The sequence below is a fragment of the Pseudoduganella lurida genome (assembly GCF_007830455.1).
Lineage (GTDB): Bacteria > Pseudomonadota > Gammaproteobacteria > Burkholderiales > Burkholderiaceae_D > Rugamonas > Rugamonas lurida.
Genome location: NZ_VLLB01000016.1, coordinates 1 through 25736, shown reverse-complemented (window position 1 = coordinate 25736; position 25736 = coordinate 1). Strand labels below are relative to the sequence as shown.

Annotated in this window: 20 protein-coding genes; 7 read left to right on the top strand and 13 right to left on the bottom strand. The window is 66.4% G+C overall.

What is annotated here, in order from left to right; genetic code table 11:
• Positions 1-83 precede the first annotated feature (83 nt).
• Entirely contained in the window at positions 84-1943 is a 1860-nt protein-coding gene (locus IP91_RS25470) for a M1 family metallopeptidase (RefSeq protein WP_145653362.1), read from the top strand.
• Between the two features lie 7 nt (positions 1944-1950).
• On the top strand, positions 1951-3573 hold the full coding sequence (locus tag IP91_RS25465; protein ID WP_145653360.1) for a serine hydrolase: 1623 nt from the start codon (positions 1951-1953) through the stop codon (positions 3571-3573).
• A 378-nt stretch (positions 3574-3951) separates the two neighbouring features.
• Here the strand turns inward: IP91_RS25465 and IP91_RS25460 are convergent, their stop codons facing one another.
• On the bottom strand, positions 3952-4767 hold the full coding sequence (locus IP91_RS25460) for a class I SAM-dependent methyltransferase (protein ID WP_145653358.1): 816 nt from the start codon (positions 4765-4767) through the stop codon (positions 3952-3954).
• Between the two features lie 98 nt (positions 4768-4865).
• Positions 4866-5516 (bottom strand): pyridoxamine 5'-phosphate oxidase family protein, encoded by a 651-nt coding sequence (locus tag IP91_RS25455; protein WP_145653356.1) that lies wholly within the window; start codon positions 5514-5516, stop codon positions 4866-4868.
• Between the two features lie 113 nt (positions 5517-5629).
• Between IP91_RS25455 and pdxR the strand changes: the two genes are divergently transcribed.
• Positions 5630-7210: a MocR-like pyridoxine biosynthesis transcription factor PdxR gene (gene pdxR, locus IP91_RS25450; protein WP_145653355.1), complete on the top strand. Its 1581-nt coding sequence runs from the start codon at positions 5630-5632 to the stop codon at positions 7208-7210.
• Here pdxR and IP91_RS25445 read toward each other — a convergent pair.
• The 11 genes from IP91_RS25445 to IP91_RS25395 all read right to left on the bottom strand — a co-directional run bounded on the left by IP91_RS25445 (position 7198) and on the right by IP91_RS25395 (position 21627).
• On the bottom strand, positions 7198-9651 hold the full coding sequence (locus tag IP91_RS25445; protein WP_145653339.1) for a TonB-dependent receptor plug domain-containing protein: 2454 nt from the start codon (positions 9649-9651) through the stop codon (positions 7198-7200). The two genes, pdxR and IP91_RS25445, sit on opposite strands and share 13 nt — an antisense overlap.
• 250 nt (positions 9652-9901) lie before the next feature.
• Positions 9902-10660: a fused MFS/spermidine synthase gene (locus IP91_RS25440; protein ID WP_145653337.1), complete on the bottom strand. Its 759-nt coding sequence runs from the start codon at positions 10658-10660 to the stop codon at positions 9902-9904.
• Positions 10661-10744: 84 nt separating this feature from the next.
• Positions 10745-11260 (bottom strand): FxDxF family PEP-CTERM protein, encoded by a 516-nt coding sequence (locus IP91_RS25435; RefSeq protein ID WP_145653333.1) that lies wholly within the window; start codon positions 11258-11260, stop codon positions 10745-10747.
• A gap of 159 nt (positions 11261-11419) precedes the next feature.
• Positions 11420-11947, bottom strand: a complete 528-nt coding sequence (locus IP91_RS26315) for an FxDxF family PEP-CTERM protein (RefSeq protein ID WP_199754768.1) — start codon at positions 11945-11947, stop codon at positions 11420-11422.
• A gap of 158 nt (positions 11948-12105) precedes the next feature.
• Entirely contained in the window at positions 12106-13524 is a 1419-nt protein-coding gene (locus IP91_RS25425) for a sensor histidine kinase (RefSeq protein ID WP_145653331.1), read from the bottom strand.
• Positions 13524-14870 (bottom strand): sigma-54-dependent transcriptional regulator, encoded by a 1347-nt coding sequence (locus tag IP91_RS25420; protein ID WP_145653329.1) that lies wholly within the window; start codon positions 14868-14870, stop codon positions 13524-13526. The genes IP91_RS25425 and IP91_RS25420 overlap by 1 nt, the downstream gene beginning before the upstream one ends.
• A 28-nt stretch (positions 14871-14898) precedes the next feature.
• Positions 14899-16131 carry an ABC transporter permease gene (locus tag IP91_RS25415; RefSeq protein WP_145653327.1) on the bottom strand — a complete coding sequence of 411 codons (1233 nt, stop codon included), beginning with the start codon at positions 16129-16131 and terminating at the stop codon, positions 14899-14901.
• Between the two features lie 28 nt (positions 16132-16159).
• A complete protein-coding gene (locus tag IP91_RS25410; protein ID WP_145653325.1) occupies positions 16160-17470 on the bottom strand; it encodes an ABC transporter permease in 1311 nt (436 codons plus the stop codon).
• An 8-nt stretch (positions 17471-17478) separates the two neighbouring features.
• On the bottom strand, positions 17479-18171 hold the full coding sequence (locus IP91_RS25405; protein WP_145653323.1) for an ABC transporter ATP-binding protein: 693 nt from the start codon (positions 18169-18171) through the stop codon (positions 17479-17481).
• Between the two features lie 51 nt (positions 18172-18222).
• A complete protein-coding gene (locus tag IP91_RS25400; RefSeq protein WP_145653321.1) occupies positions 18223-19494 on the bottom strand; it encodes an efflux RND transporter periplasmic adaptor subunit in 1272 nt (423 codons plus the stop codon).
• 258 nt (positions 19495-19752) lie between these two features.
• On the bottom strand, positions 19753-21627 hold the full coding sequence (locus tag IP91_RS25395; RefSeq protein ID WP_229474964.1) for a phosphoethanolamine transferase: 1875 nt from the start codon (positions 21625-21627) through the stop codon (positions 19753-19755).
• Positions 21628-21926: 299 nt separating this feature from the next.
• Between IP91_RS25395 and rpsL the strand changes: the two genes are divergently transcribed.
• From rpsL to IP91_RS25375, 4 genes are all read left to right on the top strand, one after another.
• Positions 21927-22310, top strand: coding sequence for a 30S ribosomal protein S12 (gene rpsL / locus IP91_RS25390; RefSeq protein WP_145653319.1), 384 nt, complete (start codon positions 21927-21929; stop codon positions 22308-22310).
• A gap of 127 nt (positions 22311-22437) precedes the next feature.
• The gene (gene rpsG / locus IP91_RS25385) at positions 22438-22908 is read left to right on the top strand and encodes a 30S ribosomal protein S7 (protein ID WP_145653317.1); all 471 of its coding nucleotides are present in this window, start codon (positions 22438-22440) and stop codon (positions 22906-22908) included.
• 101 nt (positions 22909-23009) lie between these two features.
• The gene (gene fusA, locus IP91_RS25380; protein WP_145653315.1) at positions 23010-25115 is read left to right on the top strand and encodes an elongation factor G; all 2106 of its coding nucleotides are present in this window, start codon (positions 23010-23012) and stop codon (positions 25113-25115) included.
• Between the two features lie 78 nt (positions 25116-25193).
• Positions 25194-25736: GTP-binding protein (locus IP91_RS25375; RefSeq protein WP_145653313.1), on the top strand; the 543-nt coding region annotated here is incomplete at its 3' end.

Genomic DNA, 25736 nt, shown 5'->3' with positions numbered 1-25736 from the left:
GAAAACCGCATCGCATATGCTATCCTCCACCGCGCCCGCGCCGGCGATCCCGCGCGGGCGGCACACACTTTTAAAGGAAGCACATGCGACAACCTTCTTTGCGCCTGGTGCGTTCGGCCACGCTGTCCGCCGCGTTCGCGCTGCTGGCCACGGCCGCCCATGCCCAGGACCCGCTCAGCTACGCCCGCTACAACGAGGTCCGCACCACCGACCTGTTCCTCGACCTGAAGGCCGACTTCGCACGCAAGACGCTGACGGGCTACGCCGAACTGACGCTGAACTGGATCGACCGCAATGCCCGCACGCTGGTGCTCGACACGCGCCAGCTGTCGATCGCGCGCGTGCAGGTGCAGGACGCGGCCGGCAAGTGGGTGGCCGCCTCGTACATGCTGGACAAGGCCGATCCGAAGAAGGGCCAGGCGCTGCGCATCTCGCTGCGCAACCAGCCGAAGAAGGTGCGCGTGTATTACCACACGGCGCCCACCGCCAGTGCGCTGCAGTGGATGACGCCGGCGCAGACGCTGTCCGGCAAGCGCCCCTTCATGTTCAGCCAGTCCGAATCGATCGATGCCCGTTCCTGGGCGCCGGTGCAGGACACGCCGGCCGTGCGCTTCACCTACGCCGCGCGCGTGCAGGCACCGGCCGGCATGCGCGTGGTGATGAGCGCCGAGAACGACCAGAACGGCACGGGCAAGGGCGGCTGGACGTTCCGCATGCCGCAGCCGATTCCTTCCTACCTGCTGGCGATTGCGATCGGCGAGATCGACGTGCGCAATATCGGCCCGCGCTCGGCCGTCTACGCCGAACCGGCCCGCATCGAAGCGGCCGCCTTCGAGCTGGCCGACACGGAGAAGATGATCGCCGCCGCCGAGGCGCTTTACGGCCCGTACCGGTGGGGGCGCTACGACATGATCGTGCTGCCGCCCTCGTTCCCGATCGGCGGCATGGAAAACCCGCGCATGACGTTCCTCACCCCCACGATGATCGCCGGCGACCGCAGCCTGAACGACCTGATCGCCCATGAGCTGGCGCACTCGTGGTCCGGCAACCTCGTCACGAACGCCTCGTGGAAGCACTGGTGGCTGAACGAAGGCTTCACCACCTACGTGACGACGCGCATCCTCGAGACGCTGTACGGCGCCGAAGTGGCGGACATGAACCTGCAGGTGGAGCAGGAAGAAGCCATCGCCTCGCTGAAGGACATCCCGGCCGCGAAGCAGGCGCTGGTCAGCCGCGATCCGGACGTCAACCCGAACACCTACACGGACGAAGGCCTGGCCTACCCGAAGGGCGCGTGGTTCCTGCGCACGCTCGAGCAGCGCGCCGGCCGCGAGGTGTTCGACCCGTTCCTGCGCGGCTGGTTCGACCAGCATGCATTCCAGTCGGCGACGACCGAGCAGTTCCTGGCCTACCTGCGCACCAACCTGCTGGACAAGCACCCCGAAGTGATCACGCAGGCCGAACTCGACGAGTGGCTGTATGGTCCCGGCATTCCGGCCAATGCCAAGCGCGTGGTCTCGCAGCGCTTCCTCGCGGTCGATGCGCAGCGCGATGCGTGGCTGAAGGGCGAGCAGCCCACCGCCGACCTGACGGCGCGCAGCTGGATCGCCACCGAATGGATGCACTTCCTGAACGACATCGACGGCAAGGCCAGCGTGGCGCAGCTGCGCGAACTGGACCAGACGTTCAATCTCAAGAACAGCAGGAACAACGAGATCGCGTACCGCTTCTACCTGGCCTCCGTCCATGCCGGCTACGACGTGCGCGAGCAGCTCAACGCTTTCCTGATGAGCGTGGGCCGCCAGAAGTTCGTGCTGCCGCTGTACACGGCGCTGCTGAAGAATCCGCAGGATGCCGCCTGGGCGAAGGGTGTCTATGCCAAGGCGCGCGCGCACTACCACCCCGAAACACAGAAATCCGTCGACAAGCTGCTGAAGAAATAAGGCCACCATGATCCTCAAGAAACCATTGGCCGCGCTGGTGCTGTGCGCCTGCGCCGCCCTTGCCATGCCGTTCGCCGGCGCGGCCGATGCAGTCACTGCAACCACCGCCGCCACGGCACCCGCTTTCGACCTGGCCCGCGACGTCAACCTGGCCCTGAAGACGTTCGACGTGCCCGGCATCGCGATCGCCATCGTCAAGGACGGCAAGGTCGTCGCCACGCAGGGCTTCGGCGTGCGCAGGAAAGGCGATCCGGCACCCGTCACCGGCAAGACGCTGTTCGAGATCGCCTCGAACTCGAAGGCCTTCACGGCCGTCGCGCTGGCGCAGCTGGTGGACGAAGGAAAACTGAAGTGGGACGATCCCGTCATCAAGTACCTGCCGGACTTCCGCATGCACGACCCGTACGTGACGCAGGAAATGACGATCCGCGACCTGCTGGTGCACCGCAGCGGCCTGGGTCTCGGTGCCGGCGACCTGCTGTGGTGGCCCACCACGACGTTCTCGACGGACGAGATCATCCAGCGCCTGCGCTACGTGAAGCTTTCCACCAGCTTCCGCTCCGCCTACGCGTACGACAACCTGCTGTACATCGTGGCGGGCCGCATCATCGCGCAACAAACCGGCAAGAGCTGGGGCGACACGGTGCAGGAACGGATCCTGGCGCCGCTGGGCATGACGGCCACCACGACGAGCGTGGCCGCGATGCTGCGCTCGCCTGACTACTCGGCGCCGCACAGCAGGATCGATGGCAAGGCGGCCGTCGTCAAGCCGATGCCGGTCGATAATGCCGTGGGCGCCGTGGGCATCGACACCAACGCCGAAGACATCGCGAAGTGGATGAACGTGCTGCTGGCCGGCGGCGAGGTGGCCGGTTCGGACAAGCGCCTGTTCAGTGCCGCGCAGGGCCGCGAGATCTGGTCGCCCGTCACGCCGATGAAGGTGGGTGAACCGAAGGGGGCACTGGCCGCCACCCGCGCCAACTTCAATTTCTACGGCCTGGGCTTCAATATCCGCGACTACCGCGGCAAGAAGCTGGTGCTGCACGGCGGCGCGCTGCAGGGCTTCTATTCGCGCGTGCTGATGATGCCGGAGGAGAAGCTGGGCGTGGCCATCTTCACGAATGCGGAAAACGGCAGCGCGATGACGGCGCTGCAGTGGCGCATCCTCGATCACTACCTGGGCGTGGCGCCGACCGACTGGATCGGCGTCTACGCGGCGCAGGAACAGGAGACGCACCGCAAGGACCAGGAAAAGCAGGGCAAGGCGAAGGCCGCGCGTGCCGCCGGGTCGAAGCCTTCGCTGCCGCGCGAAGCGTATGACGGCGAGTACACGGACCCGTGGTACGGCAAGGTCGTCATCCGCCACGAAGGCCGGAAGCAGGTGCTGGCCTTCACGCGCACGCCGGACCTGGTAGGCGAACTGGAGCACTTCCAGCACGACACCTTCATCGTGCGCTGGAAGGAGCGCAACTTCAACGCGGATGCCTACGTGACGTTCGCCCTGAATGCGGACGGCTCGATCGAGCGGGTGAAGATGGCCGCCATCTCGGACGAGACGGACTTCAGCTACGACTTCCATGACCTGGCGCTGACGCCGGTGAAGGCTGCGACGGCCGCCACGCCGGACTAGCAGTCACGCGCGGCGTATCGGAACAGCCCGGCGGAACCGATTTGCAACACTGGTTTGCAAGGCCGGGCGCCGGTCCGATATGTCGAGAAGCACGCGCGTTGGCAGGGGAAGCACGCATATCGCACTGCACAAGCCGCTGGTGATGAAAAGAAACAAGTAAATGGTTGTAACAGTGAGTTTCAGTGAGAATGTTTCATGTGCAAATGCAGCATAATCTCGTTGTTGTCATAGAGTGAAAGTTGCGTGAGCATGAACGAGCTGATGTTGTCGGTAGCCGCGGTGTGCGGCTCCATGGTGGTGGTCTTCGTGGCCTTCTGTACCCTGATGAGCCGCCTCCAGCGCAAGGCTCGCTGATCCATCTTCACCGGTCCGTGAAGCCTAGCGCTTCACGAACTTCAGCGTCATGCGATCGCTCTCGCCGATCGCCGCATACTTCGCCCGGTCCGCATCCTTGTTCGCATAGGTCGGCGGCAGCGCCCACACGCCGCCCGGATGGTCGGCCGTGTCCTTCGGGTTGGCGTTCACCTCCGATTTCCCCTCGAGTTTGAAGCCGGCCGCTTCGGCCACCTTGATCACATAGGCCTCGTGCACGTAGCCGCTCGATGCGCTGGCATCCTGCGTTTTCGCCGCGGGCAGGCGGTGCTCGACGACGCCGAATACGCCGCCCGGTTTCAGCGCCTCGTGCGCGCTCTTGAAGACTGCCTTCAGGCGCGCATCGCCATCTTCCATCCAGTTGTGGATGTTGCGGAACGTGAGCACCATGTCTGCGCTGCCGGCCGGCGCATACGTATAGACGCCGTTGGCCGGCTCGAACGCGCCCAGCTGCACCTTGCCGAAGGCGCCGGGATTCGCATCGAGGCGCGCCTTGAAGCGCTCGCCCGATTTCGCCACGTTGGCCGACTTCGAATCGGGCGTGGCGCCGGCCGCGATCAGCTTGCCCTTGTCGCGCAGGTAGGGCGCCAGGATCTCCGTGTACCAGCCGCCGCCCGGCGACAGCTCCACCACCGTCATGTCCGGCCGGATGCCGAAGAACGTCAGCGTTTCATACGGGTGGCGGTAGGTGTCACGCTTGACGTTGTCCGGCGTGCGCTGGCTGCCGGCCAGCGCGGCCTGCAATGCCTGGTCCTGCGCCGGTGCGGCCATGGCGGCGGCGCTGCAGCTGGCTGCCAGTACGGCGGCGAGTATGAATTTCATGCGGGTCTCCTTGATGCAGCCGGCGGCTGCGTGCCGCCGATGATGTGCAATAAACATCGCGCGGTCAAGCGTCCTCTAAGCCGGCTGTCCTGGGCTTCCTAGTTGTCCGGGCGATCCTGCCAGCCGCTCACGTACGCCGGCGCCGGCGTCGTGCAGCCTTCCGCGGGTACCGGTACCCCGCCGGCCGCGCGCAGCGGCAGCACGCCGGCCCAGACGGGCAGCGCCAGGTCCGCCTCGTCGTCCTTCGGCGGACCCGTGCGCGTCTTGCAGGCGGCTTCCGCCAGCGGCAGGCGCAGCACCGTCGTGGCGGCGAATTCCCGGTCGTTGCCGGGGCGTGCTTCGTGCTCGCGGCCCGGCACCAGGTGCGCCATGAACGCATCGAGCGCGGCGCGCTTGCCGGCGTCTTCGACCAGCTCGAAGCGGCCATAGATCACGGCGCTGCGGTAGTTCATCGAATGGTTGAACGCGGCGCGCGCCAGCACCAGGCCGTCCACGTGCGTGACCGTCACGCAGCACTCCTGTTCCAGCAGCTGCCTGACCATGCGGCTGCCGTTGGAACCATGGATGTACAGGTACTCGCCGCTGCGCCAGCACGCGGTGGGAATGCAGTGGATGCCCTTCGCATCCCCGAAGGCGATGTGGCAGATCCAGGCCGCATCGAGGATGGCATGCAGCAGGGCGGGCTCGTAGCTGGCATTGTGCGCGGACCGTTTGACTTGCGTGCGCGGGGAAGGGGACTGGGTGTTCATGCTCTCCGATCATGGATGAATGGCGGTGGTGGAATGGTCGTGATGCAGCCCACTATAATGGCCTGGCTGGCTCCCGGAACAGGTCCAGGAGCGCATCAAAAGATGGAACCACGATGGACTATGCGCTGCTGCTGTCTTCGTTCGGCCGCGAGCACGGCCACCATGGCTGGCCGCGCCAGCGCCTGCTGCACGAATGCCTGCGCCACGCGATCCGCGCCGGCACGCTGGCGCCCGGCACGCGGCTGGTGGCCACGCGCGCGCTGGCGGCCGAACTGGGCGTGGCACGCAACACGGTGCTGTATGCCTACGAGCAGCTGGCCAGCGAAGGCTTCGTGGTGCCGGACCGGCGTGGCACGGTGGTCGCGCGCATCGACAACGGTGCGGTGAAGCCGCCACGGCGCAATGCGGCGGCCGTGCCGGAAGCGGGCCTGGCACGCCGTGCGCTGGACCTGCGGCGCATGGTGGCCGGCGCACGCAGCGGCGCGGCCTTCGTGCCGGGCGTGCCGGACCTGGCCGCCTTTCCGCTGGCGCACTGGCGCCGCCTGCTGGACCGCGCCTGGCGCGAGCTCGACGCGGCGCAGCTGAACTACGGCGACCCGGCCGGCGAACCGGCGCTGCGCGCGGCGATCGCCGATTACCTGCGCGCCTCGCGCGGCGTGGTGTGCGAGGCGGACCAGGTGTTCATCACGGACGGCAGCCAGGCCACGCTGGACCTGTGCGCGCGCGCCTTCGCCGACCGCGGCGAGACCGTCTGGATGGAAAACCCCGGCTACCAGGGCGCGCTGGCGGCCTTCCGCGCCGCCGAGCTGGCGGTGGAAGGCATCGCTGTGGACGGCGATGGCATGGCACCCGCGGCGGATGACTGGAAGACGCGCCGGCCCCGCCTTATCTACACCACGCCATCGCACCAGTACCCGGTGGGCACCGTGCTGTCGCTGCCGCGGCGCCTGGCCCTGCTGGACGGTGCCCGCCGCGCCGGCGCGCTGATCATCGAAGACGACTACGACAGCGAGTTCCGCCACGATGGCCCGCCGCTGCCGGCGATGCAGGGCCTGGCCGACGATGCACCGGTGCTGTACAGCGGCACCTTCAGCAAGACGATGTTCCCGGCCCTGCGCATCGGCTACCTGGTGGTGCCGGCGGCACTGGCGCCGGCGCTGGCTGTGATGCGCGCGCAGTCGGCATCGAGCGGCCGGCCGGCCGAGCAGCTGGCGCTGGCCGCTTTCCTGCGCAGCGGCCAGTTCGCGCTGCACCTGCGCCGCATGCGCCGCCTGTACCGGCAGCGGCGCGATGCGCTGGTGGCGGCGCTCGGGCAGCACCTGGGCAGCATCGCCGAAGTGCACGGCGCCTCGGCCGGCATGCACCTGTCGCTGCGCCTGCCCGATGCGCTGCACGATGACGCGATTCGCGCGGGGGCGCGGGAGGAGGGCATCATCGTCAATGCGCTGTCGGCGCACGCGGTGGGGGAGGCGCCTGGCAACACTGGCCAGTGGAACGCGCAGTGGAATGGCCTCATGCTGGGCTACGCGCAGGTGCCGGCCGGGCAGATGGATGACCTGGTGAAACGGCTGGCGGCCGTGATCCACCTGGCCGCATACCAGAGTAATGCACGAGGCACGCCGGACGCGCAAAAGAAAAGCGCCGGCAAGCCGGCGCTTCGGGTGCGTCAGGCGCCGCGCCGTCAGAAGGCGTAGTCACCCCGCACGTACAGGCTGCGGCCGTTGATGCCGAACGGGCAGGTCTCCCAGCAGCGCGTGAAGCCCAGCTGCGGGAACGGTGCGGCGCGCGTCTTGTCCCACTCCGTCGGATAGGTGTCGAACACGTTGTTCACGCCGAACTGCGCGCTGAGCTTCTTCGTGAAGCTGTAGCGCAGCGTCATGTCGGCGATCCACTTGCCTTCCCAGGTCTGGATGAAGCCCGGCGTGAAGCCCTGGCCTTGCACCTCGCCGTAGTAGTTGGCGCGCACATTGCCGTTCCAAGGGCCGGTGGTGTAGTCGGCCGACAGCACGTGGTGCTTGCGCGGCTGGCCGTGCTCGATCAGCGTCACCTGCGAGGCGTCGAACAGCTGCTCGCCCGTCAGGATCGACGAGGTGGAGTGGCGGCCCGTCACTTCCGTCTTGTTGAAGCCCAGCTGGCCGGACAGCACCAGCGTGGAACCGGTCCAGCGCGTGGTGTGCTCGGCCACGATGTCCAGGCCCTTCGTCTTGGTGTCGACGGCGTTCGTGAAGAACTGCGCCTGGCCCACCTTCAGCGGCGTGAGCACATTGGCGATCGGCCCGCCGTTCGCTTCCGGCGCGATCGTGCTGGAGAACACGATGCGGTCCTTGATCTTGATCTGGTACAGGTCCGCCGTCAGCGAGAAGTTCGGCAGGGGCCGCAGCACCAGGCCCACGCTGGCATTGCGCGAGGTTTCCTCCTTCAGCGGCGCGATGCCCAGCGCACGCGTGACGGCGCTGTCCTGGCGCGCCGTGAGCGTTTCGGTCAGCACGCCGGCGGCGTTCAGGTTGGTCGACACGGAGCTGTAGAACGCCTGCTGCACGCCCGGGGCGCGGAAGCCGGACGAATAACTGCCGCGCACGCCCACCTGCTTCGACGGATCCCAGCGCGCGGTGACTTTACCGGTGGTGGTGTTGCCGAAGTCCGAGTATTTTTCGTAGCGCGCCGCGCCGCTCAGCACCAGCGTGTCGGCCGGGCGCCATTCCAGTTCGCCGTACAGCGCGATGTTGTGGCGGCTGGCGTCGACCTCGGTGGATGGCGTGTAGCCCGGGAAGCCCTGCGTGCCGGAACCGGCGATGGTGCCGGCCGGCGTCAGGATCTGGATCCCCGGGTTGTTGGTGCGGCCGTACTGGTAGGACACGGGGTCGCCCGCCACGATCTCGTAGCCGTCGCGGCGCCACTCGAAGCCGGTGGCGAAGAACAGGCCGTTCGGTCCCGTCGTCAGGGGACCCTTCAGGTCGGCATTGAACGTGGTCTGGTTGAATTTCAGCTTGCCCGTATCGGCTTCCAGTGGCGATTCGCCATAGATGCCGCCGTTCGGGCGGGGCTCGTACCAGTAGCTGACGTTGATCGTCTGTTTCTCGTGGAAGTCGAGTTCGCTGCGGCCGTGGGTGATGGAGACGTCGGCTTTCCAGTCGTTCGGCAGGTCCTGGCGGAAGCCCACCGCCAGCGAGGCATCCTTCACCGTGGTGCGGATGTTCGGCAGGTAGCCGTCCGGGTACACGGCGGCCACGGTGCGGTCGTCGCCGGCCGGGCGGAAGAAGCCGGACGAATCGCCCTTGCGCTTCGAGGCGCCGCCGAACGCGTAGAACTCGCCGCCGGCGCCGGCCGGCAGCGCGGCATTGGCCCACAGGTAGGCATCCTTGGCATCGCTGTCGCCGATGCGCTGCGTGACGCGGGGCGGATCGGTGCGCGCCGTATCGAGGCCGGCGCGATTGGTTTCCTTGCGGCTGCGGCCTTCCACGGAGACGTTGATGTAGCCGCCATCGGTGCCCAGCGCCCAGCCGCGGTTGACGCTGCCGGAGATCATGTCGCCATCGCCTTCGGACGTGGTGCCCAGCTGGCCGGAGACCTGCGTTTCGTTGATGTTCGACTTCAGCACGATGTTGATCACGCCGGCGATCGCATCGGAACCGTACTGCGCGGCGGCGCCATCGCGCAGCACCTCGATATGGTGGATGGCGGACAGCGGGATCGCGTTGATGTCGGTACCGGCCGAACCGCGGCCCACCGTCTGCTGCACGTTGACGAGCGCCTGCTGGTGGCGGCGCTTGCCGTTGATCAGCACCAGCAGCTGGTCAGGGCCCAGCGAGCGCAGGGTGGCGGGGCGGATGATGTCGGTGCCGTCGCTGATGAAGGTCGACGAGAAGTTGAACGACGGGTCGAGCGTCTGCAGCAGCTTGCCCAGTTCCAGCGGGCCGGCCGTCTGCATGTCCTTCACGTTGATCAGGCCCACCGGCGCGGCGGTGTCGAGGGCGGTACGGGCCGCCGAGCGCGAGCCCAGCACGACCACACTTTGTTGCTCGGCCTGGGGATCGGCAGAGGCATTCTGGGCGGCGGCATTTTGAGCGTAGCCCTGGGCGGCCAGCAGCAGTGCGGCGCTGGCCAGTACGGTGCGGCGGTAGGTGGTCTGCTTCATGTGTCTTTGTCGTCGGTAGTATGGTTAGCGAAGCATGCGGTGAGGTGTTCCGCGCTGAGTCTAACCGCCCCGTAACAAAGTTGTAACATGGGTGTTGCGTCGAATGGACGGGGTGAAAATATTGCTCGATTTATATCGGGCTCTCCCGTATTCTCTTGTCCCTTCGGCACGTTTGTGGCTGGAAAATCGGGATCGATGTAACCTTTCTGCAACAATTGCAGGGCGCAAGCCGGTGCCCGCATGCGGCCGGCTACGCCTGGTCCAGCATCCACTCCTTCAGGCCGTCCACCCACTTCTTCGCCGGCAGGTTGTAGGTCTTGCGGATGGCCGCGGCGCGCTCGTACAGCACCGAGAAATCCAGCACGGGCGCATTCTTGAACGCCACCACCACGATGTTCGCATCGTGTACCTCGGGCAGCCACACCACCGCGTCGAACGCCAGCGCCATGTGCTGCAGGTTGCGGTCGTAGTTGTCGAATTCGCCGAACACATTGGCGGTCATGACGCCGCCTTCGGCAAGGCAGTCGCTGCAAGCCTGGTAGAACTCGGGGGAGTCGAGCACGGGACCGCGGGCTTCCTCGTCGTACAGGTCCACCTGCAGCACGTCGAAGCGGCCATGGTTGGCGGGGTCGTTGACGAAGTCCAGCGCATCCATCTCGCGCACGTCCAGCCGCGCATCGTTGGGCGGCAGGCCGAACTGCGATGCGCAGATCGCGATCACGTTCGGATTCAGTTCGGCCGCCGCCACGCGCGCCTGCGGGAAGCGCTGGTAGCAGAACTTGGTGAGTGCGGCGCTGCCCAGGCCCAGCTGCGCGATGGCGCGTGGCTGCTCGACGAACAGCATCCACATCATCATCATCTGCACGTATTCGAGCTCGATGGCATCGGGCTTCGCCAGGCGCATGGCGCCCTGCACCCAGGAGGTGCCGAGGTGCAGCGAGCGTACGCCCTGGAATTCGGTGATGGTGGCGGGAGGGTGGCCAGGCTGGTCGAAACGGAGGTTCTGCATGGCGTGAGTTTACCAGCCCACGCCAGCATCGCCAGCGGGCGTAAAAAAAGGCGCCGGAGCGCCTTTGTTCGGAATGAATCCGGATTACTTCTGCTTGCGGCGACGGGCCAGGAAGGCCAGCACGCCCATGCCACCCAGCAGCATGCCGTAGGTGGTTGGTTCCGGCACGGCCGACACCAGGTTCAGCGTGCCGGCGTAGCTGGCGATATCGCTCTTGGTGTTGCCCTTGATGACCAGGGTCACCAGACCGTCGACCGGCACTTCGTTGAACAGCGAGCCGGAGGCCGACAGCAGTGGCGTGCCCAGGTTGAACGTGTTCAGGGCGGTGCCGTTCAGCGTGGCCGACGTGAAGTCGATGTCGAACATGCCCAGGAAGCCGGTGTTCAGGAAGTGGCCGCGAGCGACTGCATCGGCGCCCGAGTAGCTGAACGTGTACGTATCGGTGAACGCGCCAGCGGTGTGGGTCGCGCCGAAGAACGTCGACCACTGGGTCGGACCGCCCGCCAGGTCGATGACCGGCGACGTGTAGTCGTTAGCGTAAGCGGAGCCGATGGCGGCAGGCAGGAGGGCGGCGGCCAGGACGAGTGATTTCAGGTTCATGTGTTTCCTCAATTGATTGACATTCTTGTCGAAGCGCTAAGTTAAGCGAGCTCTAAGCTTGAGTCAATCGTATCTTAAGAATGTTACACATTTATATGCTAAAAGATGCCGAAAATTTCGTTCTGGCATCTTTTAGCGTATTTTCGCTGCTTTTAGGCACTAATTACGTCGCCGCCGGGAAATATATGCCACCAGCCCCATGCCAGCCAACAACATCGCACCCGTCGATGGTTCCGGTATCGGACTGATATTGACGGTGCCGCCGTAGCTGGCCGATGCCACGCCGCCGATCCCCTGCACATTGCCATGAACGGTGAGCACCAGCGGCCCCGTGATGGGGCCCTGGCCGATCAGCGAGCCGTACTCGAAAATCCCCGGCGCGGTCAGCGTCATGGCGTAGCCGTTGATGTCCGCCGCCGTGAAATCGAGGTTCGTGGCCGGCTGCAGGCCCACCGTGATGATGGACGAATCGACGAACCAGCTGCCGCTGGTGGGTGACAGGTGGATCCTGTCCTCGAAGGCGCCGCTTTCCAGGTGCGTGACGCCGAACCCGCCGGACAGTACGCCGGGCACGTCGCCGCCCAGGTTGACGTTGGTGACGATGTCGTCCGCCTGGACGGCGCCGCCCGCCAGCAGCGCGATGGCCAGTGCCGCCCGTCGCAGCGACCTGCCAGCAAGATGTTGCATGCTCGGTTTCATGATGGTCCCCGTAGAAAATGGCAGTCCACCGCGGACCGCCCAAAGGACACAATAGGATTGCCCGGCAGCGCCGGCCGGGCTTTGTCGTGCCCGCGTGCGGACCCTCAATTCGTCAAGCGCGCCGACGCGTTCGAACGCGGCACCTCCTAGTGCGCCGCGCCGCTGCCTTCGACCGGCAGGATGAGCGTCACGGCCAGGCCGCCGCCGGCGCGGTTGGCCAGCGTGATGCGCCCGCCATGCGCCTCGGCGATCTCGCGCGCCAGCGCCAGCCCCAGGCCCGTGCCGCTGCGCTTGGTCGAATAGAAGGGCACCAGTGCGTTGGCCAGCACCGTGTCGCTCATGCCGGGGCCGCGGTCCTGCACGTCGATCCGTGCCATGCCCTGCAGGTGGCGGATTTCCAGCGTGACGGCGCCTGCCGGCGAGCCGGATTCGTGGGCGTTCTTCACCAGGTTCAGGAGGGCCTGTTCGAGCTGCGCGGCGTCGAACGCGGCCGGCTCGGCGGGCGGTTCCGCGGCCAGCATGAAGGTGGCCTGCGCGGCCAGCCGCTCCAGGAACGGTGCCCACGCCTGCGCTTCCCGGCGCGGTGCCGGCAGCTTGGCGAAACGGGCGTAGCCCAGGATGAAGCTCTCCAGGTGCCGCGTGCGCTCCTCGATCGTGGCCAGGATCTGCGGCAGGCGCTCCACCTGGCCGCGCCGCACCAGCTCCGCGCCGGAATGGGCCAGCGACGTCAATGGCGCCAGCGAATTGTTCAGCTCATGGCTGATCACGCGGATGACCTTCTTCCACGTCTGCACCTCCTGGCGGCGCAGTTCCAGCGTCAGCTGGCGCAGCAGCAGCAGTTCGTGGCGCCGCCCGTTCAGGTTGAAGCGGCGCCGCGCCAGGTGGAACACTTCCTCGGTCTCGCCTTCGCCGATGGTGAACAGGCCGTCGCCGCCGCGCGCCACGGCTTCGCGCAGGGCCGACGCGGCGCGCTCCAGCACGGCGGGCAGGCGCTGGCCTTCCAGCTTGCGGCCCTCGCCCAGCAGGTGGCGCGCCGCGATGTTCGCGTAGACGATGGCGGCGCCGTCGTCCTGCTTCTCGGGCTTCTTCTCGGCCACGCCATCGGCCACCAGCAGCATGGCCACCGGCGTGTTCTGCACCATCGTGTCGAGCAGCAGTTCGCGCTGCACCAGGTTCAGGCGCTGCTCGCGCAGCACTTCGCCCAGCGCATTGTGGCCGTCGACCAGGTCGCGCAGTTCGTCGTCGTGCGGCCAGTGCAGGCCGAAGGAAAAGTCGCCGTCGCGGTAGCTCGTGACGGTGCCGGCCAGCGCGCGATACAGCGACAGGGCCGGCGCGAGGTGGGCGCGGATGACCAGCACGGCGAGCGGCAGGGTGCCCAGCAGGCAGAGCGCCACGACGAGCACGGGACGGTGCGGCAGGCCAGGCGGGAGATACCGGTCGAGCACCAGCGCGAACACGACGGCGGCGGCCAGCAGCGTGCCGACCAGCGCGGACCAGCGCACGAGCAGGGAAACGCGGAAGCGCGCTGGCCGCCGGCCCGTGCCGGACGCCGGTTGCCCCGCCATCAGGGCCGCGCGATGCCGAGCCGCTCCATGCGGCGGTACAGCGCCTGGCGCGACAGCCCCAGTTCCGCGGCGGCCTGCGCCACCACGCCACTGGCGCGCGCCAGGGCACCGGCGATCGCGTCGCGGTCCGGTTCCACGTCGGGCAAAGGCGCCACGGCTGCCACGGGTGCCGGCGGCAGGCCCAGGTCGGCCGCACCGATCTCGCTGCCGCTGGCCAGCAGCCGCGCGCGCGCCATCACGTTCTTCAGCTCGCGCACATTGCCAGGCCAGGAATGCGCCAGCAGCGCCGCCTCCGCGTCCGGGCGCAGGCGCTTCTCCCCGCCCAGGAAGTGGCGCGCCAGCGGCAGCACGTCGCCGGGCCGGGCCGCCAGCGCCGGCAGCTTCAGCTCGATCACGTTGAGGCGGTAATACAGGTCTTCGCGGAAGGTGCCGGCACGGATCATTGCCGGCAGGTCGGCATTGGTGGCGCTGACGATGCGCACCTGCACCTGGCGTTCGCGGTTCGAGCCGAGGCGCTCGAAGCGGCCCGTTTCCAGCACGCGCAGCAGTTTCATCTGGCCGGCCAGCGGCAGGTTGCCGATCTCGTCGAGGAACAGCGTGCCGCCATCGGCCGCCTCGAACTTGCCTTCCCGGGCCTTCGACGCGCCCGTGTAGGCACCCGCATCGGCGCCGAACAGCTCGGCCTCGATCAGCTCGGCCGGCAGCGCGCCGCAGTTGAGCACCACGAACGGACCGTGCGCCACCGGCGAGTTGGCCTGGATGATCTCGGCGATGCGTTCCTTGCCGGTGCCGTTCGGGCCGCTGACCAGCACCGGCACATCGGCGCGCGCCACCTGGCAGGCCAGGTGGATCACCCGTTCGGTGGCCGGGTCCTGCCACACCAGGCCGCGCAGGTCATGCTGTTCCAGTTCACGGCGCTGCCGCAGGTCGCCCTGCAGGCGCTGGCGCAGCGCGCGGTTGGCCTGGCCCAGTTCCAGCAGGTTCTTCACGGTGGCGATCAGGCGGTGGTCGTTCCACGGCTTGGCCAGGTAGTCGGCGGCGCCGGCCTTGATCAGGTCCACCGCCGCATCGAGGTGCGTCCAGGCCGTCAGCAGGATCACCGGCAGGTCGGGATGGCGGGCGCGGATCGCACGGAACAGCGCCACGCCTTCCGCGCCGGAGGTGGTGTCGGCCGTGAAGTTCATGTCCTGGATCACCAGGTCGATGACGGCGCCGGCGCGCTCCAGCACCGCCAGGCCTTCCTGCGGCGATGCGGCGCGCAGCGTGTCGATGTCGTGCAGCGAGAACAGCACGTCGAGCGCCATGGCGATGGCGGCGTTGTCGTCGATGATCAGTACGGTGGGCATGGCGCGAGCATACCATCGGTGCCGGGGTTCAAACGACCCCGCGGGTGGCGATGGCCGGCGAGGTACTGGCGGCGCGCCATGCCGGGCCATACACGGCGGCGATGCCGAGCACGAAGAACACGGCGGCGCCGGCCAGCAGGTAGCCGGGCGGCAGCCGCGCCAGTTCCAGGCGCGTGACCAGCAGGTGGTTCAGCGCCAGCGCGCCCAGCACGCCGCCCGCCACGCCCGCGCTGGTGATCATCACGTTCTCGGTGATGAAGTAGCGCAGGATGTCCACCTTGCGCGCACCGAGCGCGCGGCGCACGCCGATCTGCTTGCGGCGCTGCGTGACCCACAGGCTGGCCATGCCGACGATGCCGCTGGCCGTCACCAGCACCAGCAGCACGCTGACGGCGACCAGCATCCAGGCCAGGCCGCGGTCGGCGCGGTAGCGGTCGGCCCGCACCTGGTCGAACGTCTTGGCATGGATCACAACCTGGTTGTTGGCCTCCTTGCGCAGCGCCGCTTCGGCTTCGGCCATCACGCGGTCGCGCTGGCCCGGTGCGGCGCGCACGGTGTAGGCGGCGCCGGCGGCGACGCGGCGCAGCGGCTGCAGGATCGACCATTCCCCTTCCTCGTCGACCTGGCCGGTGGTGGTCTGCAGGCGCTCCAGCACGCCGACGACACGCGCGCTGCTGTCGCCGCCGCCGAAGTAGACCAGCTTGCCCACATGGCTGCCGCCCGCCGGCCACAGCTTGCGTGCCAGCGCCCTCGTGACGATGACGACGTCCGGCTTGTCCATGCTTTTCCCGACCTCGATCTCCATCGTCTCGGCCGGCAGGAAGGCGCGTCCTTCGACCAGCTTGAGGCCCCAGGTATCGATCAGTCCACCGGGCGACACGTAGTAGGACACGCCGACCGGCTCCTGCTCCCGCTTCGGATCGGTCGACATGCTGGTGACGTTGCCGGAGGTCGACAGGGGGACCTGGTTGATCTGTGCGGCGGCAGCCACGCCGGGCAGGGCGCGCAGCAGGGCAAGGTGGCGCTCCTGGCTGGAGCGCAGCTCGTTGAAGCCGGCGTTCACGTTCGCGTTGCCGACCTTCAGCGTGAAGATGGCGTCTTCCTGTGCCACGCCGGAAGGCCGGGTGACGACTGCCTGGCGCACGCTGACGATGTGCAGCGCGTTGGCCAGGATGGCGAGGCTGAGCGCGACCTGCACGGCCACCAGCACCGGGCCGGTCTTGTTGCGCAGCAGGGCGGACAGGATGGGGCGGATTTCCATGATCGTGGCTCCGTGGTGGGAACTGCGGTTATTGGGATTTGAGCTGCAGCGCCGGCGTCACCTGGCAGGCACGCCAGGTGGGCAGCAGCCCGGCCAGCACGGCGGCGCCGACCGCCATCGCGAACGTGGCCGCCAGCATCAGCCAGTCCATGTGCGCCACCAGCGCCAGCTCCTTCGACTGCAGCGAGATCAGGGCCAGCGCACCGAACGCCAGCAGCAGGCCCAGCACGCCGCCGGCCAGGCCGATGACGGCGCTCTCCGTGAGGAACTGGCGGAAGATGTCGCCGCGGGTGGCGCCCAGCGCACGCCGCACGCCCACCTCGGACGCCCGCACGGAGAACTTCGCCAGCAGCAGGCCGATCGTGTTGACGAGGCAGAGTGCCAGGAAGCCGAGCGCCAGCCAGGCAGACAGGCGGTTGTCGTTGCCGACCACTTTCAGGTGCACCAGCCACTCCGGCAGGTCGTACAGGTAGACGGGCGCCTTGCGCGGCAGCCGGCCCAGGCGCCGCTGCTCGGCCGTGTAGCCGTTCAGCCAGTCCTGCAGGGCGGGGCGGTCGGCCGCCGACGGCAGTTCGAACCACACCTGCAGCCAGGTGCATTCGGAGTCGAGAAACGCCTGGTAGCCGGCGCCGAACGGCTTGTTGCACCAGGTGCTGCCATTGTTGCGCAACTCGTGCCGCACGGCGCTTGCCAGCGGCAGGAAGAATTCGTCCTCGCGGTCGAACGCGCCCATGCCGAGCACGCGGTAGAAGCGCGGTACCGGATCCCAGTGCTCCATCACGCCCGTGATGACGAAATCGAAGCCGCTGAAGCGTACGCGCCGGCCGACCGGATTGGCGTCGCCGTACAGCTTTTCGGACAGCTTGCGGGTCAGGACGATGACATCCGCGCCGGCCTTGTCGTCCGCGGCGCTCCACGCCTGGCCGAAGCGGAACGGGATCTCGAACATGGCGAAGACATCGCGCGTGGCGCCGCCGCCGTCGACGTCGAACGGCGGCAGGTCGCGGCGCTCCGGCTGCAGCGGGCCGGCCACGCCCATCAGCGCGGTGCGCCGTTCGCCCTGGCCGCCGGCCAGCAGGTTCATCGCGTCCCGGTAGGTGTGCTGGTCATCGTCCGCCGGCGTGCCGGGCGTCCAGCGGTCCAGCGTTCCCACGTCGAACGCCGGTACCACCAGCCGGCTGCTCTTGTGCGGCAGCGGGTCGCCGGACATCACGTGCAGGATCGTCAGCGTGGCCACGCTGGCCGCCACGCCGATGGCCAGCGTCAGCACCATCAGGGCCGTCAGCGCGGGATTGCGGCGCAGGTTGCGCGCACCCAGTTTCAGGTAGTAGGTGAACATCGGCGCTCCTAGGCCACCAGCGTGGGTGATTTGCGCACCAGGTCCGACACCTGGCCGTCGATGATGTGCACGTTGCGCGGCGAGCGCGCGGCCAGCTCGGGATCGTGCGTGACCATCAGGATCGTGGTGCCCTGCGCGTTGATCTCTTCGAGCAGTTCCATCACGCCGCGCGCCATCTGCGTATCGAGGTTGCCGGTCGGTTCGTCGGCCAGCAGCAGCTTCGGTGCGCCGGCCAGCGCGCGGGCAATCGCCACCCGCTGCTGCTGGCCGCCCGAGAGTTCGGCCGGGTAGTGCTTCATGCGCGAGGCCAGGCCCACCTTCGCCAGCGCTTCCTCGATACGCTCCTTGCGCTCGGCCGCGTTGAAGCCGCGGTAGCGCAGCGGCACGTCGACGTTATCGAACAGCGACAGGTCCGGAATCAGGTTGAAGCCCTGGAAGATGAAGCCCAGCTTCTCGTTGCGCAGCTTCGAGCGGGCATTGTCGTCCAGCCCTTTCACGTTGATGCCATCGAGGATGTATTCGCCGTCCGTGAATTCCTCCAGCAGGCCGGCGATGTTCAGGAAGCTGGTCTTGCCGGAGCCGGACGGGCCCGTGACGGTGACGAATTCGCCGCTCTTCACGTGGATCTCGAAGCCGCGCAGCGCGTGCGTTTCGATCATGTGGGTGCGGTAGACTTTGCTCAGGTTCTGCATGCGCAGCATGGCGGGGCTCCTGTCGGTGACGTGATGCGGTGGGTGAGTGTAGCGACGCGTTCAGTCGTTGATGCGGATGCGCGGGGCATGGTCGAAGGCGTCGGTGCCGGCGATGACGACCCTGTCGCCCTGCTGCAGGCCGCCCAGGATCTCGACGGCGCCGATGCTGGTGGCGCCCACGCGGATCGGCGTGCGTACGGCCACGCCGTCCTGCAGCCGGTAGGCGTAGCGCCCGCCCTCGGCTTCCATGAAGGGGCCGCGCGGCAGCGTCAGCACGTTGCGCTTCTCGTCGATGAGCAGGCGCGCCTGCACGCGCTGGCTCTGGCGCAGGCCGTCCGGCTGGGCGCCATCGAAACGCACGCGCGCCAGCACCTGGTTCTTCACCACTTCCGGCGACAGCGCCGACAGCTTGCCGGTAGCGGTGGCGCCGTTCACCGTGATCTCGGCGCGCATCCCCAGGCCCAGGTCCGTCACATAGGTCTCGGGCACCTCGAGTTCGACTTCCAGCGCGGACAGGTCCACCAGCGTCATCAGCGGCGTATTCGCCTGCACCACGCTGCGGTTGGCCACGTTCAGCGTGCCGACGAAACCATCGACTGGCGCGCGCACCGTCAGCTCGTCGACGCGCCGCTGGGCATTGGCCAGCGACAGCTTCTGGCGCGCCAGCTGGGCCGTCTTGGTCTGCAGCGCCAGCGTCACGTCGTCCTGCTCCAGGGTCGAGGCCTGCGTGGCGTGCTTCGCGCGGATCTCGGCAGCGTGCAGCGCATCCTTCGCCTTCTGGTAATCGATCTTGGCGACCACGCCTTCGTTGGCCACGCTGTCGTAGCGCTCCAGCGTGCGCTGCGCGGACAGGCGTTCGATCTCCGCCGTGTCGGCATCGCGCTGCGCCAGCAGCTTCTGCTTGCGTGCCAGGATCTGCTGCCGGGCCACCTCCGCCGCCAGTTCCTGGTAGCTCGATTGTTCCTTCTTCAGTTCGTCGGCCAGGTCGGGCGATTCCAGCGTCGCCAGCACGTCGCCCTTCTTCACCGTGTCGCCGGCGCGCACCTGCAGGGTCACCGTCGACGACGGCGCCGTCGAATACAGCGTGGGACTGATTGCGGCCACGATGCGGCCATTGACGGCGGCATCGCGCACCAGCGTGCCGCGCGTGACCTCGGCGATGCGCAGCCGCGCCGCGCCCACGCTGTGCTCGCCCGCCTGCCAGCTGCCGACCGCGGCGGCAAACGCGGCCACCAGCGCGACCGCCCCGCCAGCGATCAGCGCACGGCGCCGCCATGCCTGCGTGCGGGGCGGGGCAAGGGCGGTGTCCTGGAAGGAGGTGTCGCGGATCATGTCGGGCCGGGTCGGTGGAAGATACGCAATGCTCTGCAGGAACCGTGCCAGATGCCAAGTGCTTGATTTCATTGGATTCGGCGCGCCGCTGTCCGGTGTCCGCGCTGTCCGCGACCGTCCGATACTGCCGGGTTCGTGTCATGGTGCCTGGCACCCTGACACGAGCTGAACTGTTGTCCCGGTGCCAGGCACCAGGACATGGATGAGTTCGTGTCATGGTGCCTGGCACCATGTGACACGGGCTGAGCAGTGCAGCGGTCAGCGGCTTTTCGGCGCCTTCGGCTTCTTCGCGATGATCTCGCGGCAGTCGCCCTTCAAGGTGGCGTTGTCGTAGTCGGTCCAGCCGTAGCTGTCGACCCAGCGGGTGTGGCGCTGGAAGGCGGGCGACAGGAAGCTCCATTCGAGGCGGTCGTCCGGATAGCGGATGTCGGCCACGTCCAGCAGCGTATGGAACATGTTTTCCGTTGCCAGTTTCGCCTTGCGGTGGCGGAGGAGCTGCTTGACCTTGTCCGGATAGCGGTCGCGGTACTGGTCCGAGTACCACATGAAGGCGGGCACGCGGAACTCGAACTGCGTGTTGTGGCCGTGGAAGGCGAGGCGGCAGGTGCCGTCGTACAGCGTCTGGCCGTGGTCGGCCACGTACACCAGGGCGGTGGAGGTCAGCGTCGTCTTCAGGCGGTCCACCACCTGGGCCAGGAACCAGTCGGTGTAGAGGATGGCGTTGTCGTAGCTGTTGTTCAGCGGCGTCTTGATGGCCAGGTCCGTGTAGACGGGGTTGTCGACCCCGAACAGCGAAGGCTGCCACTTGTCGAACGCCTGCGGGTAGCGCTGGCTGTAGTTCCAGTGGCTGCCCAGCGTGTGCAGCACGATCAGCTTCTTCGGCGCCGGATCGGCCATCGCCCGGCGCAGGGGCTCGAACAGCACGGCGTCGTGGTTGGAGGTCTTCGAGAAGCCGCCCAGGTTGAGGAACTGCACCACGTCCGCCTCGCGGGCAAACACGGAGACGGGCGTGTCGAACTTGCCGAACGAGACCTGGTTCGACAGCCACCAGGTCCGGAAGCCCGCTTCCTTATAGGCGGTGATGAAGGACTTCTCGTTGAAGCCATCCTTCAGGCTCTGGCGCGCCGGCTTGCGGGAAATGATCACGGGCACCGACAGGCGGGTGGCGGAAACGGAGGTGATCACGTCCGGCAGCGTTACCAGGTTCTTCTCCTGGCCCAGCAGCGGGTTGGTCTCGCGCCCGTAGCCGAACAGCTGCCAGCGGTCCTGGCGCGACGATTCGCCGATCACCATCACCACGGTCTCCGGCACGTCGTCCGCCGCTGGCTGGTTGGCATGGAAGGTGAAGCGGCGGCTGGTTTCGTTCAGCTCGGCGAGATAGCGCCGCTCGCGGTAGAAGTCGACGCCGCGCGCGGCCAGCCCGAACGGCCAGGAATCGATGAAGGCGGAAAAATGCACGGGCGGGCGGGCCCATTCGGGCAGCGGCGCCAGTGTCCAGCCGGTGACGTGCGCGCCCCGCGTGCCGCTGGCGCCCTTCGATGCGGACGCCGAGGCCGACGCCGAAGCGGCGGGCGGCACGCCGGCGCCGAACTCCCACGCATAGGTCGCCAGCAGTCCGAAGCCGGCCAGCAGGCCGAGGGCGACCCAGCGCGACGGGCCGGTCCAGTCCAGGTGGCGGGCCTGCCGCGCGGCGCGGAAGGTCAGCACCCACCAGGCCGCGACGAGGGCCATCACGGCCAGCATCGTCCAGACTTTACTGCCGAGGAACTCCATCGCCTCCATCGGACTGGTCTCGGCCAGGATGCCCAGGTGGTGCGTGGAGATGCCCTGGCCGTAGAACACCAGCAGGTAGATTTCGGTCGGCAGCGCCATGAAGGCGGGAATCAGCAGCCAGTGGAACCAGGCGGGACGGCTGAACAAGGCCCAGACGGCGGTCCAGGCGGCGATCTCGATGCCGAGGATCTGCCAGCCTTCCGGCACGGGATTGTCCAGCAGAACGCGGATCCACGGTACCGCGGACAGTGCCAGATAGCTCAGCAGTAGAAAGCTGGACGACCAGGAACCGGCGGCCCGACGTGCCGGCGCGAAGGCGGAAAAGGGCGGCAGTTGCAGAAAGCGGGGCAGGCGTGGCAAGGTGGCTCGGCAGGACAGATTGGGACGGCCGCTATTATGGAGTGCTTTTGCCGCGCCGGGCAGCCGGCCGCGGCCGCCGTCCACCGTTCGATTGGTTGGCAAAGCGGTTGACTGAGCCTTGCGGAACCTCTATACTCGCGAGTTCTCATTTTAGCCTGCACCTCGTATACGCCTTTTTCGAGCCGCCTTTTGTGAAGGTGGCTGTTTGCGTCGGTGCCATGAGACTGGTTTTAGCCCCCGGCGGCACATAACTCGTTGCCCGGGATGTCAACTGCAGTAATTTTGTTGGATTTAGAACGATGCCAACCATCAATCAACTGATTCGCAGCCCACGTACCGCTCTGGTCGTGAAAAGCAAATCGCCGGCACTTGAAAACTGCCCGCAAAAGCGTGGCGTGTGCACCCGTGTGTACACCACCACTCCTAAGAAGCCTAACTCGGCACTGCGTAAAGTCGCCAAGGTGCGCCTGACCAACGGTTTCGAAGTCATTTCGTACATCGGCGGCGAAGGCCACAACCTGCAGGAACACAGTGTCGTGCTGCTGCGCGGCGGCCGTGTGAAAGACTTGCCGGGTGTGCGTTACCACATGGTTCGCGGCTCGCTGGATACCCAGGGCGTCAAGGATCGCAAGCAGGCTCGCTCGAAGTACGGTGCCAAGCGCGCCAAGGCTGCCAAGAAGTAATCGCCGTGCACATTGCGTGCACATTCATTTGAGTTGAGGCGGTCGCGAGACCGAGTAAGTGCGAGGTCATGATGGCCCGCGCGAGTGCTGAAATGCGGCACTCAACTGAAGACAGGAAGGAAAAGACATGCCACGTCGTCGTGAAGTACCCAAGCGCGAAATTCTGCCGGATCCAAAGTTCGGCAACACCGAAGTCGCCAAATTCGTTAACGTTCTGATGCTGTCCGGTAAGAAATCGGTCGCAGAGAACATCATCTACGGTGCATTCGATCACATCCAGTCGAAATCCGGCAAGGATCCACTGGAAGTGTTCACCGCAGCGATCAACAACGCCAAGCCGATGGTGGAAGTGAAGTCCCGCCGCGTCGGTGGCGCCAACTACCAGGTGCCGGTTGAAGTGCGTCCAGTGCGCCGCCTGGCCCTGTCGATGCGCTGGCTGCGTGAAGCTGCCAACAAGCGCAGCGAAAAATCCATGCCGCAACGCCTCGGTGGCGAGCTGCTGGAAGCCGCGGAAGGCCGCGGCGGCGCGATGAAGCGTCGTGACGAAGTGCACCGCATGGCTGAAGCGAACAAGGCGTTCTCGCACTTCCGCTTCTAATATGTCCGGCCGGAGCAATCCGGCCATTTGTTCAAGCCGGGCGCATTTTTCATGAAAGAATGTTGCTCGGTTTTGTCCATTCAAAGATTTAGGATCCCATTATGGCCCGCAAGACCCCCATCGAGCGTTACCGCAACATCGGTATTTCCGCTCACATCGACGCCGGTAAGACGACCACCACCGAGCGCGTGCTGTTCTACACCGGCGTGAACCACAAGATTGGTGAAGTGCACGACGGCGCAGCAACCATGGACTGGATGGAGCAGGAACAAGAGCGCGGCATCACGATCACGTCGGCCGCGACGACCTGCTTCTGGAAAGGCATGGCGAACAACTTCCCAGAGCACCACATCAACATCATCGATACGCCGGGCCACGTCGACTTCACGATCGAAGTGGAACGTTCGATGCGCGTGCTGGACGGCGCATGCATGGTCTACTGCGCCGTCGGTGGCGTGCAGCCGCAGTCGGAAACGGTGTGGCGTCAGGCGAACAAGTACAAGGTGCCACGCCTGGCCTTCGTGAACAAGATGGACCGTACCGGTGCCAACTTCTTCAAGGTCTACGAGCAGATGCGCGCTCGCCTGAAGGCGAACCCGGTCCTGATCCAGATCCCGATCGGCGCCGAAGACAACTTCAAGGGCGTGATCGACCTGGTCAAGATGAAGGCCATCCTGTGGGACGAAGCTTCCCAGGGCATGAAGTTCGACTACGTCGAGATCCCGGCCGAACTGGCTGATTCCGCTGCCGAGTGGCGCGAGAAGATGGTCGAAGCGGCTGCCGAGTCGAACGAAGAACTGATGAACAAGTACCTGGAAGAAGGCGACCTGACGGAAGCCGAGATCAAGCAGGCGCTGCGCGCCCGTACGATCGCTTCCGAGATCGTGCCGATGATGTGCGGTACCGCGTTCAAGAACAAGGGCGTGCAGGCCATGCTGGATGCCGTCATCGAATACCTGCCGTCGCCGCTGGACATTCCACCGGTCGCTGGTACGAACGACGACGAAGAGCCGATCACCCGCAAGGCCGCCGACGACGAGAAATTCTCGGCGCTGGCCTTCAAGATCATGACCGACCCGTTCGTGGGCCAGCTGGCGTTCTTCCGCGTGTACTCCGGTACCGTGAACTCCGGCGACACCGTGCTGAACTCGGTCAAGAACCGTAAAGAGCGCCTGGGTCGTATTCTGCAGATGCACGCCAACCAGCGTGAAGAGATCAAGGAAGTGCGCGCTGGCGACATCGCCGCTGCCGTGGGCCTGAAGGACGTGACGACCGGCGAAACGCTGTGCGACCCGTCCGCCATGATCATCCTGGAACGCATGGTCTTCCCTGAGCCGGTGATCCAGCAGGCCGTTGAGCCGAAGACCAAGTCCGACCAGGAAAAAATGGGCCTGGCGCTGAACCGCCTGGCACAGGAAGATCCGTCGTTCCGCGTCAAGACCGACGAAGAATCGGGCCAGACCATCATCGGTGGTATGGGCGAGCTGCACCTGGAAATCATCGTCGACCGCATGAAGCGCGAATTCGGCGTGGAAGCGACCGTCGGCAAGCCACAGGTGGCTTACCGCGAAACGATCCGCAAGGCCGTCACCGACGTCGAAGGCAAGTTCGTCAAGCAGTCCGGTGGTCGCGGTCAGTACGGCCACGCCGTGCTGTCGATCGAGCCGCAGGAACCGGGCAAGGGCTTCGAATTCGTCGACGCCATCAAGGGCGGTGTGATTCCTCGCGAATACATCCCTGCGGTGGAAAAGGGTGTGCGCGAGACGCTGAATTCGGGCGTGCTGGCCGGCTACCCGGTCGTCGACGTGAAAGTCACCGTGACCTTCGGTTCGTACCACGACGTGGACTCGAACGAAAACGCGTTCCGCATGGCCGGTTCGATGGCCTTCAAGGACGGCTGCCGCAAAGCATCGCCGGTCATCCTGGAGCCAATGATGGCCGTGGAAGTGGAAACGCCGGAAGACTACGCCGGTAACGTGATGGGCGACCTGTCGTCCCGCCGCGGCATGGTGCAGGGCATGGACGAAATCCCGGGCGGCGGCGGCAAGATCATCAAGGCCGAAGTCCCGCTGTCGGAAATGTTCGGTTACTCGACCTCGCTGCGTTCCGCAACGCAAGGCCGTGCAACGTACACGATGGAATTCAAGCACTACTCCGAAGCGCCGAAGCACGTTATCGACGCGATCGTGACCGCGAAAGCAAAATAAATCACAATAGCGTTTATCGGCCGGGGGCGACCCTCCCGGCCGGACAACCTTAAATCAAAGTTCTAAGGAAGAAATAAAATGGCAAAAGGTAAGTTTGAGCGGACCAAACCGCACGTCAACGTTGGCACCATCGGTCACGTCGACCACGGCAAAACCACGCTGACCGCAGCAATCGCAACCGTCCTGTCGAAGAAATTCGGCGGCGAAGCGAAAGCCTACGACCAGATCGATGCAGCACCGGAAGAAAAAGCACGCGGCATCACGATCAACACGGCTCACGTCGAGTACGAAACGGCATCGCGTCACTACGCGCACGTTGACTGCCCAGGCCACGCCGACTACATCAAGAACATGATTACCGGTGCCGCGCAGATGGACGGCGCGATCCTGGTGTGCTCCGCAGCTGACGGCCCGATGCCGCAGACCCGCGAACACATCCTGCTGGCCCGTCAGGTTGGCGTGCCTTACATCATCGTGTTCCTGAACAAGTGCGACCTGGTCGACGACGCAGAACTGCTGGAACTGGTCGAAATGGAAGTGCGCGAGCTGCTCTCGAAGTACGAGTTCCCGGGCGACGACCTGCCAATCATCAAGGGTTCGGCACGTATGGCACTGGAAGGT

Coding starts and splice junctions, on each gene's coding strand:
- IP91_RS25470 (WP_145653362.1), top strand. CDS start 84: ATGCGACAACCTTCTTTGCGCCTGGTGCGTTCGGCCACGCTGTCCGCC.
- IP91_RS25465 (WP_145653360.1), top strand. CDS start 1,951: ATGATCCTCAAGAAACCATTGGCCGCGCTGGTGCTGTGCGCCTGCGCC.
- IP91_RS25460 (WP_145653358.1), bottom strand. CDS start 4,767: ATGAAATTCATACTCGCCGCCGTACTGGCAGCCAGCTGCAGCGCCGCC.
- IP91_RS25455 (WP_145653356.1), bottom strand. CDS start 5,516: ATGAACACCCAGTCCCCTTCCCCGCGCACGCAAGTCAAACGGTCCGCG.
- pdxR (WP_145653355.1), top strand. CDS start 5,630: ATGGACTATGCGCTGCTGCTGTCTTCGTTCGGCCGCGAGCACGGCCAC.
- IP91_RS25445 (WP_145653339.1), bottom strand. CDS start 9,651: ATGAAGCAGACCACCTACCGCCGCACCGTACTGGCCAGCGCCGCACTG.
- IP91_RS25440 (WP_145653337.1), bottom strand. CDS start 10,660: ATGCAGAACCTCCGTTTCGACCAGCCTGGCCACCCTCCCGCCACCATC.
- IP91_RS25435 (WP_145653333.1), bottom strand. CDS start 11,260: ATGAACCTGAAATCACTCGTCCTGGCCGCCGCCCTCCTGCCTGCCGCC.
- IP91_RS26315 (WP_199754768.1), bottom strand. CDS start 11,947: ATGCAACATCTTGCTGGCAGGTCGCTGCGACGGGCGGCACTGGCCATC.
- IP91_RS25425 (WP_145653331.1), bottom strand. CDS start 13,524: ATGGCGGGGCAACCGGCGTCCGGCACGGGCCGGCGGCCAGCGCGCTTC.
- IP91_RS25420 (WP_145653329.1), bottom strand. CDS start 14,870: ATGCCCACCGTACTGATCATCGACGACAACGCCGCCATCGCCATGGCG.
- IP91_RS25415 (WP_145653327.1), bottom strand. CDS start 16,131: ATGGAAATCCGCCCCATCCTGTCCGCCCTGCTGCGCAACAAGACCGGC.
- IP91_RS25410 (WP_145653325.1), bottom strand. CDS start 17,470: ATGTTCACCTACTACCTGAAACTGGGTGCGCGCAACCTGCGCCGCAAT.
- IP91_RS25405 (WP_145653323.1), bottom strand. CDS start 18,171: ATGCTGCGCATGCAGAACCTGAGCAAAGTCTACCGCACCCACATGATC.
- IP91_RS25400 (WP_145653321.1), bottom strand. CDS start 19,494: ATGATCCGCGACACCTCCTTCCAGGACACCGCCCTTGCCCCGCCCCGC.
- rpsL (WP_145653319.1), top strand. CDS start 21,927: ATGCCAACCATCAATCAACTGATTCGCAGCCCACGTACCGCTCTGGTC.
- rpsG (WP_145653317.1), top strand. CDS start 22,438: ATGCCACGTCGTCGTGAAGTACCCAAGCGCGAAATTCTGCCGGATCCA.
- fusA (WP_145653315.1), top strand. CDS start 23,010: ATGGCCCGCAAGACCCCCATCGAGCGTTACCGCAACATCGGTATTTCC.